A 16,405-nucleotide genomic window follows, 5' to 3' on the forward strand; every position below is an offset into this window, starting at 1 on the left:
TCGTGAGGACTCATCCGTGGAAATCGCCATACTCGTGGGCGTCAGCCTGGCACTACTCGCCGGGATCATGTTCGGTCCCCGGCCCAAGGGCCGTAAGGACAGCAAGAGCGAGAGTTGATTCATCGTCACGTTGCTGCGCCTCCTGCGCACATGGGCACGGCACAAGCTCCCCACGCTCCGCTGCTTGTCCCGCACACATGCTGCACAGCAGGAACCAAGGGCCCGCCTGCACACAACCACCTGCGTCACCGACACGGGTAGCTCACCTCGAGTGAGCAGTGGCTGTGCACAGCCTCCATGGGTGTGGGGTGACTTGAGCAGGACAAACGATCAAAGTCTGATTGTCAGCGCAGGCTCGTACTGTCCCCACGTGGGCCAGAACAAGCGGTACGCGGCCTCGTATGAGCGGCTGATGAACGAGCGGATCGAGGAGTTCGTCATGCGTGAGGAACTGATCATGCTCACCGCGGCCGAGCTCGACGTCGAGAACTGCCGGCCCGCAGACTTCCCAGAACCGCGCCGGGTGTACGCCTGGGTCCGCTACCCCTCGAAAGCGATTCGGGTGCAGGCGCACGCGATCGCGTACACGCGCACTGCCGTGAAGATCCGGTTCCTCGAACCGCTGATTAAGATCCAGCGTGAGGGTTGGGTGTGGCTAAGCGCCGTAACACCTGTATCTCCGAATCAGGTTGAGAACGGATAAACGGGCGTACTCCACCGCTCGTAACCGTCGTAGCCCGGCTCAAAGGCGTCGCCGGTGTAGATCGACGTCGGTGGGTTCTTTCGCATCTTCCATCGGTCCCGAAACCCGTACTCCCTGTAGACGACGCTCACCGTTTCAATGGTGTCGGCAGGAGTTACACGGATAAGTTCTGTATCTCCCCGCCGAAAAAGGTCCTTCGGCGTTCCCCTGGCGTTCATTGCACTAAATTGCAACCCAGCACACATCTGACCGTACTCGAAGCGTCGTATCGCAGCTGGTTTGCGATGGACTCGTTCCAACAGCCACACACCACCCCCAACAGGCGTGAACTTCCACGGTGATTCCATACCCACTTGACGCCAGTCGAGATATGCGACTGCCAGCGCAGCAATCGCGATAACCGTCGACAGCACGCTCACGATGAGCGCCCAAAGCGCCAAGACGTTCCCAAGCTCACTCATCACTTATCCCCTTCCCCATGAAGTGAATCACCTTCCGAAATTTCGGTGCGGGCTTTGGCGTAGGCGGCGGTGATGTAGTCCTCGAGCTTGGTGCGTTCGATGCGCCACTGGCCTCGGCCGCCGATCTGGATGGCCGGCAGATCCCCGGAGGCGATGAGTGCCCGGATGGTGTTGTGCTTGGTGTTCAGCTCATCGGCTACCTGCTGCAGGGTGAGAAACCGCAACGGCTTGGCCATCTCATTGGGCTGCCCGATGTCGTGGGGTTGGTCTGTCATGTACCCAGCATTCCAGCCACCAAACGCTGCCCTGCTGATCGACGCCGCATCGACGCCCTTAAGTGGGTGGAGACGGAACCACACCACATGGTCCCGTCTCCGGTTTCCCCTCGTGACAAGGAAATCTATTGGGCTCCCCGTCTGGGCGGAAGCCTTGTCTGCACTGTAGTCCGCGTCGACCACGGGCGCGCGTTGCACGCGCCCCCGTCCCGCGTCCGAAAAAGCTCCTCGCACCTTCTCACCGGTGCGCGTGTACCGGTGGGGTCGACTTGGGAGTGCGACCCTTCGTGTCTAGCAGTGGGCAGGGGACGTGCAGGGGCGGCAGGGACGCTGTGTAACGCTCGCGCCCTGCCGCCCCGCCTCACTCCCCTACTCGGTCGCCTACTCGTCCTTGCTGCCCTTGGTGTCCTTCATGGCGTGGGCGGTGATGAGGGATTCGACCTCGCTGAGCGTGTAGCCCCATTCTTCGAGCTGGAAGAGGTAGTAGGCGGCCTGGGGGCCGGGGCGTCGCCATGATTCGCGACTGAGGTCCGCCTCGTGCGCGGCGAGCATCATCGCCAGGACTGCCTTGTCGGGGTTCGTGGTCGGCTTCTCCACCAGTGCCCGGTACGCCCGGTAGTCCGGGTCGGTGACGCCTGCGAGGCCGGCGGCGAGTTCGTGCTTCTGCGCCGTCGCCCGGGCGACCGAATTGCCGTAGTTCGCCAGCGTCGTGGCCGTGAACTGCGCCCAGCCCTTCGGCGGGGTCTTCCTCCCCAGAAGGGTCGTCAGCCAGTTCTGCCGGACCTCGGTGCTCGCGTCCCACTTCTTATTGTTCTGGATCACCGTGCGGCGCTCTTCCTTCTGCGCGTCCGTCATCGGCCCTGACTGACCCGCTGTGGGGCTCATGCCGAGTCCTTCGCGGATCGTGAACCCGTGGTCGCGGAAGTTCGCGACCACGCCGGTCACCTGGACCTCGCCCCGGTAGGTCGGGCTGATCACCACGGCGTTCGCGTCCTCCTTCGTCGCCTTCTCGCCATCTGCCCGCAGGAGCATGTTCGGGTGCTGGTTCTCCGGGGTCCCGTACCCGTATCCGTCGACGACGGTGTTGCCGAGGGCTTCCTGCTCCGTCTTCGCGGCCGCGATGAGGCGTGCGGTGGCACGTTCCTGCCGGAGGTAGGCGACCTGGTGGTCGAACTGCTCGGGCTGGACCTCGAGGATGTGCTGTAGGCGCTTCACGGTCAGTTCCTCGTCGCTGAACTCCTCGAGCGCCGCTGACTGCTCCAGCGTCCATCCGGCGGTGAGTGCTTCGGTGGCGGTGGTGTTGGCGCGGACCTTCAGCGCAGTCTCGATGGTGATTTTCTTCGTGCCGGTCTTCTTCGCGATCTGCGTGGCTGTGATGCCCATGAGGGACAGCTGGTGGAAGGCTTCGGTGCGGTCCCGGTCGCTCAATGCCAGGCGCTGGTCGTTCTCGACCATTTGCTGCACCAACCGGTCGGCTTCCGTGAGCGAGGCGACGACGTAGACGGGCATGGTGGGCTGTGCGGTCTCCACGGCGGCGAGGGTGCGGCGCTGTCCGTACAGGACGTGCACGCCGGCCTCGGTGCGGTGGGCGACCACGGGCTGCAGGACGCCGTGCTGCTTGATGGAGGCAAGGAACTCCGGATCGAGACGGACGTCGGCGCGGACGTTGGCGTCGATGGTCAACTGGGTCGGGTCGAGGTGCTCGAGGACGGTCGTTGTGGTGTTCATGGTTGTTGCTCCTTGGGTCACGAGGTGGGGAGAGGGCCTGTGGTGAGCCAGCTGGTCTTGGCCCTTCCCCCTTGTTTTTTGCCTGCTGGCGAGCTCGCTCGCTCGTCCCCGACGGAGCAGTGTTCAACCCGAAGGGCGAAGGCGGACGGAAACCTCGGAGGAAATAAGCGACGCAGGAGCGCCGGAGAGGTTTGTGGCCGGCGACGTCGGCGCAGCCGATTGACGCTGTGGAGCGGGGCGCACAATCCGAAGGACAGCAGACAAAAAACATCCCGGACTGGATGCGACGAAGGAGCAGCCTGGCCGGAACAGGCCGGAGCGAAGCGAAGGACCATAGCCCTGCTCGGAGCCCCCTGGCGGAGAGCAGGGAAGCACTATAGGTGAGACACCCGCGGCCGCCGGCCATCACACTTCCGTAGAGTTGTGACCATGACTATGGGGACGAACGACCACGCACAGGCACCACCACGCTCACGAACGCGCAGCACCAAACGCACTGCGCTGATGTACGGCATAGGCGCTGTGGTGTTCGGCCTGCTCTTCGTCATGCAACTTCCCGGCGGCAACAGCTGGCTTGCATTTGTGGCTATGTGCGTCCTCGGGATCGCGGCCCTTTGGAACGTCGCCAAAGTGATCATCGCGCTGCGCCAGGACGGATGAAGATGAGCGAGCGTGTACGGCTTGGCTTGTCGGCTGTCGCTGCCCTGGCGGCCTTGTTCATGGCCCTGACTGTGTACTCCCCCGCGTCAGGTTCGCTCTCACTTGCGTGTGAGAGTCAGTCCTGCCGGGATGAGGTTTCCGCGAATGCGTGGAACCCGATCTGGGTGATCGGTCAGCTGCTGTCCGCAGCGGCGTCTGATATTTCAGCCCATTAGAGCCGCGACCTCGTGAGGGCGGGCTTGGGTCAGGCTTTGTGGGCGTGCTCGGGGCAGTAGTAGCGGCCGACGTCGACGGTGATCGTCCTGTAGAGCCACCCCTCGGGCAGGGGTCGTCCCTCGTCCTGGAGCCTGGTTGTGGCGCGGCAGACACAGCACTGTGCCAGGGCCGGGGTACTCATCAGGTCACACCTCCGCATCGAAGCTATCTGGGGAGCGCTCTCACCCAGTAGAACTATCGGTGAAGGCTCCGGTCGTCTGCGTGTTTATCCCCCATCCACGCAGCCTCCCCGGGGCCTTCCTTTTATTCGTCCTCGAACGCACCTGCTGGTGGCGGTTTTCGGTCGCCGGCCAGCTTGTCGAGCTCGCCCTTCTTGTAGATCCTGATGACGTCCTGCCAGCCCTCGGGCATCCGCGGCTTGTGCAGCGGACAGAGGGTGATGCCCGCATCCGCGATGTACACCCAGTCTTTCGGGGTCCCGTCCCCGGTGAGCGTCAGCGGAGCTGTTCGTCCGCATTCCGCGCATTCGGCCACTTGGTCATTGTCGGGTCGAGTCGCGGGCATCTGTTCAGTGTGTCAGCCACGGTGTCAGCACCGTGTTCTACGCTCTGTAGTGGAGTCCCGTCCGGGGTGTCCGTCGTACTCGACCTACCGTGCACCCTGGGCAGGACTTCCTGCCGTTTCTCGCTTCGTAGTTTCGTAGATTTCTACCGAAGTAGATTTCTATGCTTCTACATTTCTAGGAATGTAGTGCGGCTAGGGCTCAGCTGTCGTTAGTGCTCTCGAGGGCGATGACGTGCTCGATCTTAGGTGGGTTGAGACCGCACCAGTGATCCTCCGTACCGTCCCTTTCATAGAGAACGACCGGTGCTTGACTGTAGCCAAGCTCCTCTGAGATGTAGGCCAGGGCCTGTTCGTTGGTGGTGATGTCGATGGCCGTGAACTCGATGCCGGCTTCAGTCAACTTCTGCTTGGTCTTGTCGCACGCGAAACAATTCGCAGGTTTGATGTACAGCGTGAGTGTCATGAGGACCCTCCCCCTAGGTGAGTACGTCGAGACGGTGGTGGTGTGGCCCTATCCCCGTTGTTTTTTGCCTGCTGGCGAGCTCGCTCGCTCGCCCCGACGGAACAGTGCTCAACCCGAAAGGCGAAGTGCTGAGGGAATGTGGGAGGAGATAAGCGACGAAGGAGCGCCGGACACATTGCCTGGCCGCGACGTCGCGTAGCGATTGATGCTGTGGAGCGGGGGCGCACAATCCGCCAGGACAGCAGCAAAGACCAGAGGGGCCGGTGCGACGTAGGAGTACCGGCCCCTCTGGTCCGGAGCACCGCGGAGGACCATTATGGCGCAGCGGAACCGCACCGCTCGTCCCTGATTCCTTATCTCCTGGGCACCATCGCGTACCTAATCGCTGTACCTGTTGGTCTGGTAGCCGTGGTCGTCATCTGGTTCATGGGGTCGCCGTCCATCGTCATCAAGGAAACCGCTTCGAATGGGCGTTCGGTGCTTGTCCGTCAATGAACCGTTTTGGACCAGGTGACATCGACGTGCTGATCGAAGATGGTCTCCACACCTACCGTTCCTACGGGGGCCAAACTTCGGTGGCCCTGTCGGCTGGGTCGACGCTGACGAGTGCGACCTGAGGCCGACCGCGACTGCCCTCGTGCTGGCCTGCGCTCAAGGATCAGTGAACATCAAGTCCGGCTGAGGGGCACCTTTAGGCTGGTACAGCGGTGATCTAGACGCTCCTGACCGGCGCCTCAATATCACTCCTTGCCCTGTCCCAGCCGGACAACACCCGGGTCAGGGTTTCCCGTCGGTCGGCGCGGAGCCTATCCTTCCGCTGCCAGGTGCGTTGGCGGCCGAGCCAGACCGCGAGGACTTTCTCGTCCGGGTGGCGCTGCGGGTCATAGATCGGGAGCCGGCCGGTCTCGTCCCGGAACTGCCGTACCTGCTCGAGGCGCCGCGCCCACAACTCCTCCGGGTTTCCCTTGCGGGTACCTACCCACTCCCCCAGCCTCTCCAGGGCCGCACCCTTGTCCTGGGCGAGCCGACCCGCATCAAAGCTGCGGCGCTGGTTCTCCAGCCACCGGTACAGCACCCGGGCCTCCGCGCTGTCGTTCTGCGCCGGCAACCCACCCACCCGGGCCACATAGGCACTTATGTGGGCGTGGTGCTCCCACCACACCTGCTCCCGGCCCCGCCGGAACCGCCGCCGATTGCTACTGGCGGCGGGTTGATCGTGGATCAGCCAGCACCGGCCGAACCACCCAGGATCTCGGCCAACCTGCCGGTCGACGGCCCGGTCAACGTGGCGGACATCGACCCTGCACCATGCAGCGATCACCGCCGGCGGCACCCCGCGGGAGTACATCAGCAGCCACTCCTGCCGGTTCTCACACGCCCCCGGCGGGCACTCGTCCTCGGCCAGGATCACGTCATCGAAACGCATGATGCCCTGCGCCTGTCCGCTCAGCCACCGCTACTCCCCCGCTGCCGAAGGACCGCGCCCGCTCCGATGACAGCGGCGCCGTGTCGGCCCTCGGCGAGGGATGGCGACGATCGGGGCGTGCCCCTTCTCCGTCGGACTCGGGCGGCGTGCTGTGCATGGTGTTGAGAGTAACCAACGTCCGCAAGGGTGTTGCGGGCGGCTCATCCACAGGTGGATGGCTTTGAGCTCATTCCTCCGGGCTCCACCCGCCCACAGATGGATGACCCGCAACCCCCACCCGCGTCCGCAGTCCGGCTTCCCAAATAATCGAACCTGTGTTCTATTTTAAAGCCTATATGAGGAACACCAGGGGTAAGGGAGAAGCAGCCGATGACAGCGCAACCAGTGGACACCACACCACCCACCGAACCAGGCCAGCAAACGGCCCAGGAAGCTGCACGCGAGGGCGCGCAGGGAGGCGCGTGGCACCTCCTGGACGAGCCGGCGGCCGTCCGGTTCCTGCCCTCCGGGACACCCCTGGCGCTGCGCTGGCGGGGCAGCATCTGGCAGGTCATCGGCGAACCCCTTGCCTGGTCCAGCTCGGACACCTGGCGGGAACCCGCCACCACTCCCCCAGGCACAGACAACACCCACAGCAGCCGTGGCAGCCGTGGCAGCCTCGGCAGCCTCGGCAGCGTGAATGGGCGAGGCGGCCGGGGCAGTCTGGGCAGTGTGGTGACGACCCGGTTCTGGCGGTTCCGCGCCCAGACCGGGCCGGCGTCCCCGGTCCTGGAGTTCGACATGAACGCCGATGCCCGGTGGGAGGACTGGCGGCTGCGCCGCGTCACCACCATCGACGGCTACTAACAGTTACTGACAGCTACGGACGGATAGTGATCGTCGCGAACATTTTCCGACCAGGTCCGCGTTACAGCATGAGCAGCAGGTGGCGGGGCGGAATGCAGGGCCATGGGTCAGAACAAGAGATACGCCGGGCGGTTTGCGAGGCTGATGGACGACAGGATTGAGGAGTTCGTGATGCGGGAGGAGCTGATCATGCTCACCGCGGCCGAACTCGACCTCGAGAACAATCCTGCCACCGACTTCCCGGAACCACGCCGGGTGTACGCGTGGATCCGCTACCCCTCCAAAGCCATCCGCGTCCAGGCTCACGCGATCGCCTACACCCGCACAGCGGTGAAAATCAGATTCCTCGAACCACTCATCAAGATCCAACGCGAAGGCTGGGTATGGCTCAGCGCCGTCACCCCAATACCTACTCACGATAACGGTGACAGTGACTATGCGAAGCGTGCTTAGTTTCATTTGGGATAGAATCCACAAAAGGGGAACAAGTAATCACACCAACAATTTTTAGGAGTAAGACAATGGCGCAACGCGTTCAGGTGGAACTGGTCGACGATCTCAATGGTGAAGTAGCCGATGAGACGGTGCGGTTCGGTGTCGATGGCACCGACTACGAGATCGACCTCACGACGGAGAACGCGGAGAAGCTGCGCTCGACCCTGTCCGAGTACGTGGACAAGGCCCGGAAGGCAAAGACAGGCCGGCGCGGACAGAGCGGGCAGAACACATCCTCGGCGTCGACGAGTAAGTCCAAGCGTGAAGAGACCCAGAAGATCCGCCAGTGGGCGAAGGACAACGGACACAACCCCAGCCCCCGCGGACGCCTCACCCAGACCATCGTCGACGCCTACAACGAAGCCCACTAGGGCCTTACTCGCGTTCGACCAGGTGCAGGGGGAACTGTGGCGGGACGGGAACGAGGTGGTTACGAGATGGACGACATCGTTCGGACGAAAGCCGGCAAGTGGGAGAAGGCCAGTTACGCCGCGTCGATCGGCTTCCTGTTTCCGGCCCTGTTGGGCAGCACGGTATTAGAAGAAGCCGGAGTTGAGTCCTTCTGGCTTCGTGTGGTCCTCGTCCTCGTCCTCGGGGTTCTGGGCCTCGCGCTGTTGAGTCGTCCCGCAATACGGCAGGCGAGAAGCCGTCTGGCTGCCGACCTGGAGAACGGGGTCTTTGACTGCGCCATTCGATTCGCGACTGCGACGCCTGGTTCTCTAGGTGACCTCTGGAACGCAGGAGCGGCTCAGGTGACCGCCGATCACCTGGCATTTCAGCCTCATCAGGGGACGTACACGCCACAACCAACCGGACGAACGCGCACCTTCAATCATCCTGTTGTCCTTGGGCAAGCGGACATGACAGGAAAGAAGGCTTCTGGGTGGGGCCGGAGCTGGTCGATCCGCGAGCTACGCACCGACAACGGACGGATTCATATAGCCGCCGGGCCGGCTGGTCTGGCACTCATGGAAGAAAAGTTCATCCATAACGCGTCCTGACGCTTGAGCGTAACGGGTTCTTGAGTTGCACCACCAGCACTGACCAACCGTCAGCTGCCAGCAGAGTCAGGGATTCCTCGCCCCTGCTATCTCCTCACTCTCCTCAGTGACATACGGCAGAGGTCCCTGATCATTATCGCGGGCGATGTCGGTCCGGGCGCTGGCGTAGGCGGTGGTGATGTAGTCCTCGAGCTTGATGCGTTCGATGCGCCACTGGCCTCGGCCGCCGATCTGGATCGCCGGCAACTCCCCCGAGGCGATCAGCGCCCGGACGGTGCTGTGCTTGGTGTTCAGCTCATCCGCTACCTGCTGCAGTGTCAGGAACCGCAACGACCTAGGCTGCCCGTCGTCCTGGGATTGATTTGTCATGTACCCAGCATTCCAGCCACCAAACGCTGCACTGCTGATCGACGCCCTAAAAAGGTGGAGACAAAACCGCACCATGAACTGCACCCCAGAAGTTGGACTGCACATTAGTCCAGTCTCTGAGGAGCCATCTGGTGTTCGAGGTTGTGCACGTCCGCCGATGCTAAGTGGTGAGCGGACATGGCGCGGTGACTCGGCGGTGGTGTGCAACCGGTCGGCCCGGGTCCCGTCGTCCCCCTGTGTGCGGGAAAAGCCCGAAGGACAAGTAGCTTTTGCCGTGCACCTGGGGTCGAGGGGCGACCAACGCACCTTCACTCCCCCACCCCCTAATGTCCGGGCCATAGTGGCTTGCCGGCTGTCGTTCGTGCGCGCGGCGCGATGAGCGTCCGTGCTGGGGTCTGGCGTGAATCGCGGTTCGGCGCAGCTGATCCGCGCTCGAGTTCCATGGCAGCCGCCTCCGCAGCGAGACCGCACCACATAGTTTTGTGGGATCTTCTCAGCTCGATGGTCGTCTGCTTACCCGACAGATGGGAGTGACCAGCGTAGTCGTTAGACGACTATGCCCGGGCTCAGGGCCGAATACAGAAACACAGTTTTACGGGTATCTGTGTATCTCCTATTCTGTGTATGCAGATTTCTGTTTTAATTCTCAGCTGGCCTGCTGAGCAGCGGCCGTGCGGGGAGGACCCAACACTCAGGTGGTGGAAGAGGGGCGCGTGGATGACTCACCAACATCACGTCGCTCGCCGTCACCACTCCCCCCGGTCGAATGAACCTGGACACCTATGCCCACTCGATCCATGATTACGACTTACAACATGAACTTCCTCCGGCCTGCTCTCAGATCCCCAGGGCCCGGCATGAGATGCCGTTCATGCATGAGGTCTAAGGTGCATGGCTAACGGCAGCCCCCCCCGAAGCGGTACTCCCCCACTTGTTGCGCTTCTGTGTTTACGGCATTCTGTTTCCACGCACTTCAGCACCCACCCTTTCTGTAATTACGCTTTTCTGTGTATCAAGAGCGGTGTCTCGAGCGCCGTGCGAGATCGGGCGCCGACCTCACCCTTGGCAAGAACTCGGAGTACGGAGCAACCGTGTCATGGAGTGGATCACAGGTTCTGACGAACCCGAGTTGTTGTTGGTCGGGTCCATAGCCGTGAACCCCTACAGATCTCTGTGTACACAGCCCCCTGCATAAGCGTGTTTCTGTGCAGAGTCAGATAACCGCTTCTTTGGGGCCCAGCAGAGTGCAGCGCGCACTCCCCCGTCGCTCAATTTGACTTATGCGTGCTCCGCCTTGCCCTAGCTGCTTCGTCCTCTGGCCCACGTATCGGTGCAACTGGCGGTCTGATCTCCTTCGCCTGGCATTCCTGCAATCGCTGGCCTGCTCCTAGCATCTTTGAAGTCTATGTTTACAGGATGCAGTGCTTCTGTGTATCCGCCTCCACAGATCGTCAGGTCTCTCCGCTGCCCACGTCCGACGCTTTCCGTGTTTCTGTTTTTCTGTGTTTATGGTATTCCGCCTTCACTGCAATCTATAATTCTGTGAATACGTACCTGCGGCATGTCATATCCCGTGGTAAAGCTTCAGAGATGCCCTGAACAGCAAGGGTGGTGCTGCATCGTGGGGGAGTGGCGGACTGTCGGCCAACAGGTGAGGACCAGCCACTTGTCAGACTCTCACTTGGCTGGGGATACCGATTCCACGGCTGACTCCTGCAATGACCGGCTTGCCCTTCACACCTTTTGAGGTCTGTTTTTACAGAATTCAGTTTTTCTGTGTTTCCGCCTCCACAGATTGACATGACGCTGCCGCCCGCCCATGAACCGAACTCGTATTTCTGTGTATCTGTATCCACAGTGATCTTTGGTTCTATGTACGATGTTCACCGCATACCTTGTTCTGCTGGTCGAGCGTTGGAGCTGCTCTTGACTGCGGGTTGAAGCTTCGCCACGGGGGAGTGGCAAATCATCCCTACCAACACGTGAGGGCCGGCCATATGGCCGGCCCTCACGTGGCTGGGGGAGTGCCGGTTCCACGGCTGGTCTCCTGCAGTCTTTCTGTGTTCCTGCTTTTCCGTGCCTGCATCGAGTGATGGCGAGACAGTCGGGATAGCGGGGGAGCGCTGCCCGTGGAGCGGTAGTTCTAGTCGGTGATTCCGTCGATGTAATCGCGCAAAATCTGTGCCATGGGGACTCCGGTATCCATAGCGCGCAGTTTCAGCTTGCGGTGCTGCGCAAGTGTCAGGTCGAGGGTAAGGCGCTTGGCATAGTCTTCGTTGGCGCTCTTGAACGATGTGGACACGGAGGGCCCACTGCCTGGAGCCACAGCAGCGGGTGCGGCCGTCTTAGGTGCCATTCGTTCTGCGAGTGATGGCTTCTTAGCTGGCGATGCCATGGTGTACCTCCAGTAGGTCGGTCGCTACTTGGTCGTAGCCGTGCAGGTTGGTCGGGATTGTGCCGTAGGCGTTCTTTATGTCCTCGCGCAGGGGGATATAGGCGTCAATGACAGCCGCTCCGGCCTGCTCGAAGGTTTCGACTGCAATAGCGAGGCTTCTGGTGTTCAAGCGCGCGCGGACGATAAGTACGGCTGCTGGCTTGCCTGCTCGTGCGGCTGCTTCGATTGAGGGCCAGACACGCTGAATGTCCATGGCTGAAGCGTCGGTGGGGATGACAACGATGTCGGCGGTGGCGATGGCTGCATCGATGACTTGCGGGTTGCCCGGGGGAGTGTCGATGACGCCGTAATCAAAACCCTGGGCAGCTTTTTTCATGGTGCGTTGATTGACGACTTTCACTGTGAAAGGCATTGGCTCGCCGCTGTCTTCGACCAGGCCTGTCCAGTCTGAGGCAGATCCCTGGGGGTCACCGTCGAGGAGGACGACGGTACCTTTCCGGGCTAGCGCAGCCGCGATGTAGATCGAACTGGTGGTTTTCGCTACTCCACCTTTGAGATTCACGAGGGCGACTTTCATAGTTTGACCGTATCACTGAAACACAGAAAGACGTATGTACAGACAACCGTGTTTCTGCATTCCTGTGCAGTCTCTCTGTCGAACGGTGGAGCGACGGGGTCAGGCCGCATGCCAGAGGACTCGTTGTTGTTGATGTTCGTCGTTAGTGGGCGGTTGCCAGTATTCGTCCACTTCGGGGTCGTACAGGTCGTGTTCTTCGAGGTGGGGGAGTAGGTGGCGGTCGAGCCATGCGTGCCAGGCGGCGCGTTCCTTGCGGTAGCGAGTGATCTGCTGTTCGCGGTCTTTGGTGGCGCCGAGACGGTCTGCGAGTTCCACCAGACCGGTCGTGGTCACGACTTCCCAGGCGCCGTGGTGCCGGCGAATCATCTGCAGGGCCTCCATGTGTGCAAGGTGATCGGTGAGGGCGCGGCGGGAGATTCCGGTAGTGCGGGCGAGGTCTGCGGTGGTGGGGGAGTGGCGGCCGCGTTCGATGCCTTCGTAGGCGAGGGCTGCGACGTCCCCCAAAACCCGGAAGACGGGCCGAACGGCGTGGATCTTGCCCTTGCGCCAGGTGAGGTCGCGGGCGATTTGCTCGAACTGCTGGGGAAGCTGGACGAGGTAAGTGTCGGCGTTGCGTCCGCGTCCACGATCGACACGGGTGAGGATCCCCGCTGATACCGCCTCGAGGGTTGGCAGGAGGCGGGCGATGGTGACGTGGTCCTTGCCCAGTGCCACCGCGAAGGTGCGGCAGCCGACGTCGAGAACGTTTGTTTGATTGGTGCGCATGTATGCCAGGACGGCCCGGATGAGAAACCGCAGGCTGATACCTAGCCGGCCCTGACCCTGGAAACGTTGGTCAAGGATCGCGTAGAGGACATTTTCGAGATCGTTCACGAGCTGGTGGATGGAGTGGTGACTTGGGTCCGACGACGGCGTGAGCGTGCCCCCCGTGAGATAGGTAGGGCTTGTGTTGAAGTTGTGCGCAGTCGTTTCCCGTGGTCGCCGGGCGGGGTTTTTGGAGGAGGCTCGGGTGGCGGTCCAGGATTGGGCTTTGGCCCACTCGATGGGCAGGAGCCGCTCTGCTTTGGTGCCATAGAGGGCGGCGAGACCTGCGTAGGGGCCGGCCATGCCGGCGCGTACTTGGTCGACGGTCCAGTGGCAGGCCGCGAAGTGGTTGAGCACGGCCATGCGGGCTTCTGAGTCGCTGGCATATCTGCTTGTGTCGTACAGCCCGGTACGGGCTGCCGCGCGCAGAGGAGAGTCGTTGCGGCCAATGGAGGCGACGCCCGGCCTGGTTCCCGGTGTGGTTGCTGCCTGCAGGGCGGTCGTGGCGGCTGCTGCACGTGCCTGGGCGCGTCGTCGGTCCTGCTCAAGGCGGTATATCTCTGGTGCGAGGGCTTTCCGCAGCACGGCCAGCGCGGCGGCGGGGTTGCGTCGGGTGAGGATGCCGTAGGCATCGGTGAGCGGCGTGATGAGCGTTTGGTGTCCGCCGGACTTGTGGGCGGAGCCTGGGACGCGGATGCAGCCGTGGACGACGTTCTGGTGCGGGCTGGGATCCAGGCTCGGCGCGCGTCGGCCGAGGGCTTCGACGAGCTGGCGTGCCTCGGCCGCACTGATCGCCTCCTGCAGTGGCACGTACAGGTGCCGGCCACCGCTGGGGGACTGGTCCTCGACATAGGAGAGGCCTGCTGTGTTTAGGAGGTCCGCTAAGCGTCGGGCGTCGTCGTCGACGACGGCTTTCCGAGCCTTCGACGTGTCGAGGTCAAGGCACAGTGTGCGGACGGCGCCGTCGACGTCGTGGATCATCACGGCAGCCGGTTTCGCCGGCAGCGTCCCGGTAATCCGCAGGGCAGTGGTGGGCTGCGGGTACTGGAACCGGCCGTCCTTCCACCGCCCAAGGCGGTAGGAAGGCTGGCCTGCGATCAGCGGTGCGAGGACCCAAGCAGCACCATGGTGGGAATCGTCACGGCGTGGCGCAGCATAAAGAGCTGGAGGTGCTTCAAGCACTCGGTGTACACTTTCAACTAAGGGCACGACCTGAAAAGGACGTACTCGGTTGAGCTCTTCACCGGTGATCTTGGCGGAACGACGGTGTGGAGCTTGGAAACTTGAATATGAAGAGGCCCGCTTCGGCGGGCCTCTTTTTTTATGAAGCCTTAGAGAGAGGCAGTGCCTCCTGGTTTGTGATCTGTTCGAGGTTCATGGACGCCAGCTTCTCGGACATCACTTCGGCGATGAACGAGCTGGCCGATGTGCCCAGTGCTTCAGCGATGGCGAACAGCTTTTCTGCTTCAGCAGTGGGAATCCGCGCGGTAACGACGTGGCGATCGCCCTTGGATGGGCGGCCAACCGACCTGTTCCTCTGAATAGCCATACTGTGCACTCTAGATTTCTGAAATGGGTTAAGCCCAGACCGTGCGGGCGTGTCGCGGTTTATTTCTTCGCGGACGTCGCTCATCAACCCATGTCCTGGTACTGGTGGCCGACGATGTCCCACTGGTTGTCGTGCTTCTCGAGGTAGATCGTGACGATCTGTCGGCCGGTGGTGGTGAGCTCGGTTCCGTCGCGGCTGATCCAACGCCAACTGACGTCGTAGGCGCGCATGGCCTTGTCGTCTGCTACGTCCTGGGAGACGTCGCCGGGGGCGGGGACGATCGAGGGTGCGCTGTATGCCTGGTGCTCGGCCGGCTTCAGCCATTCGCCCTGAGCGCCGTTGCGTTCGGGCTCGACCTGGTTGGTCGCCCATTCGTTGCTCATCAGCGGGATCGCACGGATAGCGGCTGCTGTCTGCGTAGTGTCCGTCGTGGTATCCCACGAGTGCAGCATGAGGGCCGCGACCTCGGCCGTGGACTCCACGTCGGAGCGGTCGGCGTCAGCCACCGTGGTGAAGGTGCCGTTGCCGATCATGTCCTCGGCGGCAGGCGTCGTGTAGGAACCCTCGTAGATGGTCGTGGGCGTCGGGCCGGGCGTTGACCCTGCTTGGCCCTCGTTGCTGCTGCAGGCGACGGCTGAGAGCGTCAGGGGCAGCACCAGGCACAGAGCAGCCACCGTGTGGCGTGGCTGGCGCAGGTGCTGGCGTGTGGGTCGGTGGTGCGTGGGGGTCGGGGTCATGATGATGGCCACGCGCCTTTCTCTTTGAGGATCGGTTCGGGGTCAATGTTGAAGCCCTCGTACGGGAAGGTGACGTCTGGCGCTTCGGGTGTATAAATCTCGAAATGTAGATGTGTAGGAACGCTGCCGAGGTCGGCCTTATTGCCCTCGGTGCCGATGATGTCGCCGCGTTTGAGCTTGTCGCCCTTCTCCACGGAGTAGGCGTTGAGATGGCAGAAGGCGAACCCAAAATCGGGGTCGTCGCCGTCTTCCTTGGCGATCACGCACCCGTCCTTGTCGTTGAACCCAGTAATCCTGAGGTCTGTGGGTGCGACGACGGGGCCGCCGTTGCCGAAGCCGGCGCCGGGGCTCGAGATGTCCACACCGACGTGGTCCTGCGCCCAGGCGGGAAGGTACGGAACATTGCGCTTTCCGTAGCCGGAGGTGAAGACGCCTCCGGGTAGGGGAGTGGTCCACTCGCCGTCTCCGAGGTCGCCGTCCCACGGCTTGCCGCCGGTGGGTGCCTTGCAGTCCATGGAGAACCCGCTCTGCGCGGAGTCCAGGATAGAGCTAACGTACTTCTGCGTCTCCTGGTACGGCGGGATGCCCTTGTACTGCTGCACGGCTCCCGGGCCGGCGTTGTACGCGGCAAGGGTGAGCTGCACGAGCAGGTTCGCATCGCTGCCTGCAATCGACTGCACTTGACCCTTCAGCGCGGCCATGTACCGCCCGTAGGCGGGAATGGCGTCGGTCGCGGAGAACGGGTCGCCTCCGTTGCCGTAGCTTGCCCACGTTCCGGGTATGAACTGGGCGACGCCCTGGGCTCCGACGGGGCTGGTGGCGTTCTCGTTCCACCCGGATTCTTGGTTCAGTTGTGCGGCGACGACACTGGCAGGAAGGCCCACCTCCTTCGCCGCCGCCTCCACCAGTGGTCCCCACCCGTTGGGGACAGCCTGCAGGGCACCCGGCGTCGCACCCGCATCTCCGGAAGTGTCCTCGGACACGACGCAGGATGCTGGTTCGAGCTGGTTGGCTTCCTCGTCTTCGGCGATGCCGGCGACGAGCATTGTCATGGCCACGACCGCGCCGATGGGTGCGAGGGTGAGCGCGGCGATGCCGCACCCGATGGCTTTCCCCCCTGCCATGCCTTCCTAACC

At 62.5% G+C, this 16,405-nt stretch carries 20 protein-coding genes; 6 read left to right on the top strand and 14 right to left on the bottom strand.

Going from position 1 to position 16,405, the window contains the following annotated elements; genetic code table 11:
- Positions 1-370: 370 nt before the first annotated feature.
- Entirely contained in the window at positions 371-703 is a 333-nt protein-coding gene (locus tag AC4D2O_RS16890; RefSeq protein WP_490908516.1) for a hypothetical protein, read from the top strand.
- On the opposite strand, the gene AC4D2O_RS16895 is transcribed toward AC4D2O_RS16890, so the two are convergent.
- The 3 genes from AC4D2O_RS16895 to AC4D2O_RS16905 form a co-directional block, all read right to left on the bottom strand.
- Positions 685-1,164: a hypothetical protein gene (locus AC4D2O_RS16895; protein ID WP_490908517.1), complete on the bottom strand. Its 480-nt coding sequence runs from the start codon at positions 1,162-1,164 to the stop codon at positions 685-687. The two genes, AC4D2O_RS16890 and AC4D2O_RS16895, sit on opposite strands and share 19 nt — an antisense overlap.
- A complete protein-coding gene (locus AC4D2O_RS16900; RefSeq protein WP_490908518.1) occupies positions 1,164-1,439 on the bottom strand; it encodes a helix-turn-helix domain-containing protein in 276 nt (91 codons plus the stop codon). Before AC4D2O_RS16900 ends, AC4D2O_RS16895 begins: the two co-directional genes overlap by 1 nt.
- Before the next feature lie 381 nt (positions 1,440-1,820).
- A complete protein-coding gene (locus AC4D2O_RS16905) occupies positions 1,821-3,167 on the bottom strand; it encodes a ParB/RepB/Spo0J family partition protein (protein ID WP_490908519.1) in 1,347 nt (448 codons plus the stop codon).
- A gap of 429 nt (positions 3,168-3,596) precedes the next feature.
- Here AC4D2O_RS16905 and AC4D2O_RS16910 point away from each other — a divergent pair, with 429 nt between their 5' ends.
- Positions 3,597-3,827: a hypothetical protein gene (locus AC4D2O_RS16910; RefSeq protein WP_490908520.1), complete on the top strand. Its 231-nt coding sequence runs from the start codon at positions 3,597-3,599 to the stop codon at positions 3,825-3,827.
- A 244-nt stretch (positions 3,828-4,071) separates the two neighbouring features.
- On the opposite strand, the gene AC4D2O_RS16915 is transcribed toward AC4D2O_RS16910, so the two are convergent.
- The 4 genes from AC4D2O_RS16915 to AC4D2O_RS16930 all read right to left on the bottom strand — a co-directional run bounded on the left by AC4D2O_RS16915 (position 4,072) and on the right by AC4D2O_RS16930 (position 6,496).
- On the bottom strand, positions 4,072-4,224 hold the full coding sequence (locus AC4D2O_RS16915; protein ID WP_490908521.1) for a hypothetical protein: 153 nt from the start codon (positions 4,222-4,224) through the stop codon (positions 4,072-4,074).
- Between the two features lie 122 nt (positions 4,225-4,346).
- Entirely contained in the window at positions 4,347-4,577 is a 231-nt protein-coding gene (locus AC4D2O_RS16920) for a hypothetical protein (RefSeq protein WP_490908522.1), read from the bottom strand.
- Positions 4,578-4,806: 229 nt separating this feature from the next.
- Complete coding sequence (locus AC4D2O_RS16925) at positions 4,807-5,070, bottom strand: glutaredoxin family protein (RefSeq protein ID WP_490908523.1); 264 nt, start codon at positions 5,068-5,070, stop codon at positions 4,807-4,809.
- 712 nt (positions 5,071-5,782) lie between these two features.
- On the bottom strand, positions 5,783-6,496 hold the full coding sequence (locus AC4D2O_RS16930; protein WP_490908524.1) for a helicase associated domain-containing protein: 714 nt from the start codon (positions 6,494-6,496) through the stop codon (positions 5,783-5,785).
- Positions 6,497-6,865: 369 nt separating this feature from the next.
- On the opposite strand from AC4D2O_RS16930, the gene AC4D2O_RS16935 reads away from it, so the two are divergent.
- The 4 genes from AC4D2O_RS16935 (at position 6,866) to AC4D2O_RS16950 (ending at position 8,838) form a co-directional block, all read left to right on the top strand.
- Positions 6,866-7,342, top strand: coding sequence for a hypothetical protein (locus AC4D2O_RS16935; protein ID WP_490908525.1), 477 nt, complete (start codon positions 6,866-6,868; stop codon positions 7,340-7,342).
- 102 nt (positions 7,343-7,444) lie between these two features.
- Positions 7,445-7,795: a hypothetical protein gene (locus tag AC4D2O_RS16940; protein WP_490908526.1), complete on the top strand. Its 351-nt coding sequence runs from the start codon at positions 7,445-7,447 to the stop codon at positions 7,793-7,795.
- A gap of 68 nt (positions 7,796-7,863) precedes the next feature.
- Positions 7,864-8,208 (top strand): histone-like nucleoid-structuring protein Lsr2, encoded by a 345-nt coding sequence (locus AC4D2O_RS16945; protein ID WP_490908528.1) that lies wholly within the window; start codon positions 7,864-7,866, stop codon positions 8,206-8,208.
- 66 nt (positions 8,209-8,274) lie between these two features.
- On the top strand, positions 8,275-8,838 hold the full coding sequence (locus AC4D2O_RS16950; RefSeq protein ID WP_490908529.1) for a hypothetical protein: 564 nt from the start codon (positions 8,275-8,277) through the stop codon (positions 8,836-8,838).
- Positions 8,839-8,904: 66 nt separating this feature from the next.
- On the opposite strand, the gene AC4D2O_RS16955 is transcribed toward AC4D2O_RS16950, so the two are convergent.
- The 7 genes from AC4D2O_RS16955 to AC4D2O_RS16985 form a co-directional block, all read right to left on the bottom strand.
- Positions 8,905-9,207 (bottom strand): helix-turn-helix domain-containing protein, encoded by a 303-nt coding sequence (locus AC4D2O_RS16955; protein WP_490908530.1) that lies wholly within the window; start codon positions 9,205-9,207, stop codon positions 8,905-8,907.
- Between the two features lie 2,143 nt (positions 9,208-11,350).
- Complete coding sequence (locus AC4D2O_RS16960) at positions 11,351-11,509, bottom strand: hypothetical protein (RefSeq protein ID WP_490908531.1); 159 nt, start codon at positions 11,507-11,509, stop codon at positions 11,351-11,353.
- Positions 11,510-11,585: 76 nt separating this feature from the next.
- Complete coding sequence (locus tag AC4D2O_RS16965) at positions 11,586-12,179, bottom strand: AAA family ATPase (protein WP_133083020.1); 594 nt, start codon at positions 12,177-12,179, stop codon at positions 11,586-11,588.
- A 99-nt stretch (positions 12,180-12,278) separates the two neighbouring features.
- On the bottom strand, positions 12,279-13,964 hold the full coding sequence (locus AC4D2O_RS16970; protein WP_490908532.1) for a hypothetical protein: 1,686 nt from the start codon (positions 13,962-13,964) through the stop codon (positions 12,279-12,281).
- 340 nt (positions 13,965-14,304) lie between these two features.
- Complete coding sequence (locus tag AC4D2O_RS16975; RefSeq protein ID WP_490908533.1) at positions 14,305-14,532, bottom strand: hypothetical protein; 228 nt, start codon at positions 14,530-14,532, stop codon at positions 14,305-14,307.
- A gap of 83 nt (positions 14,533-14,615) precedes the next feature.
- Positions 14,616-15,281, bottom strand: coding sequence for a hypothetical protein (locus AC4D2O_RS16980; protein ID WP_490908534.1), 666 nt, complete (start codon positions 15,279-15,281; stop codon positions 14,616-14,618).
- Entirely contained in the window at positions 15,266-16,393 is a 1,128-nt protein-coding gene (locus AC4D2O_RS16985) for a transglycosylase SLT domain-containing protein (RefSeq protein ID WP_490908535.1), read from the bottom strand. Before AC4D2O_RS16985 ends, AC4D2O_RS16980 begins: the two co-directional genes overlap by 16 nt.
- Positions 16,394-16,405: the final 12 nt, after the last annotated feature.

Source organism: Arthrobacter sp. TJ-238 (genome assembly GCF_058269215.1).

Bases quoted from the DNA above. Each gene is read 5' to 3' on its own strand.
- AC4D2O_RS16895 (WP_490908517.1), bottom strand. From the start codon at position 1,164: ATGAGTGAGCTTGGGAACGTCTTGGCGCTTTGGGCGCTCATCGTGAGC.
- AC4D2O_RS16900 (WP_490908518.1), bottom strand. From the start codon at position 1,439: ATGACAGACCAACCCCACGACATCGGGCAGCCCAATGAGATGGCCAAG.
- AC4D2O_RS16905 (WP_490908519.1), bottom strand. From the start codon at position 3,167: ATGAACACCACAACGACCGTCCTCGAGCACCTCGACCCGACCCAGTTG.
- AC4D2O_RS16910 (WP_490908520.1), top strand. From the start codon at position 3,597: ATGACTATGGGGACGAACGACCACGCACAGGCACCACCACGCTCACGA.
- AC4D2O_RS16915 (WP_490908521.1), bottom strand. From the start codon at position 4,224: ATGAGTACCCCGGCCCTGGCACAGTGCTGTGTCTGCCGCGCCACAACC.
- AC4D2O_RS16925 (WP_490908523.1), bottom strand. From the start codon at position 5,070: ATGACACTCACGCTGTACATCAAACCTGCGAATTGTTTCGCGTGCGAC.
- AC4D2O_RS16930 (WP_490908524.1), bottom strand. From the start codon at position 6,496: ATGCGTTTCGATGACGTGATCCTGGCCGAGGACGAGTGCCCGCCGGGG.
- AC4D2O_RS16935 (WP_490908525.1), top strand. From the start codon at position 6,866: ATGACAGCGCAACCAGTGGACACCACACCACCCACCGAACCAGGCCAG.
- AC4D2O_RS16940 (WP_490908526.1), top strand. From the start codon at position 7,445: ATGGGTCAGAACAAGAGATACGCCGGGCGGTTTGCGAGGCTGATGGAC.
- AC4D2O_RS16945 (WP_490908528.1), top strand. From the start codon at position 7,864: ATGGCGCAACGCGTTCAGGTGGAACTGGTCGACGATCTCAATGGTGAA.
- AC4D2O_RS16950 (WP_490908529.1), top strand. From the start codon at position 8,275: ATGGACGACATCGTTCGGACGAAAGCCGGCAAGTGGGAGAAGGCCAGT.
- AC4D2O_RS16955 (WP_490908530.1), bottom strand. From the start codon at position 9,207: ATGACAAATCAATCCCAGGACGACGGGCAGCCTAGGTCGTTGCGGTTC.
- AC4D2O_RS16965 (WP_133083020.1), bottom strand. From the start codon at position 12,179: ATGAAAGTCGCCCTCGTGAATCTCAAAGGTGGAGTAGCGAAAACCACC.
- AC4D2O_RS16970 (WP_490908532.1), bottom strand. From the start codon at position 13,964: ATGATCCACGACGTCGACGGCGCCGTCCGCACACTGTGCCTTGACCTC.
- AC4D2O_RS16975 (WP_490908533.1), bottom strand. From the start codon at position 14,532: ATGGCTATTCAGAGGAACAGGTCGGTTGGCCGCCCATCCAAGGGCGAT.
- AC4D2O_RS16985 (WP_490908535.1), bottom strand. From the start codon at position 16,393: ATGGCAGGGGGGAAAGCCATCGGGTGCGGCATCGCCGCGCTCACCCTC.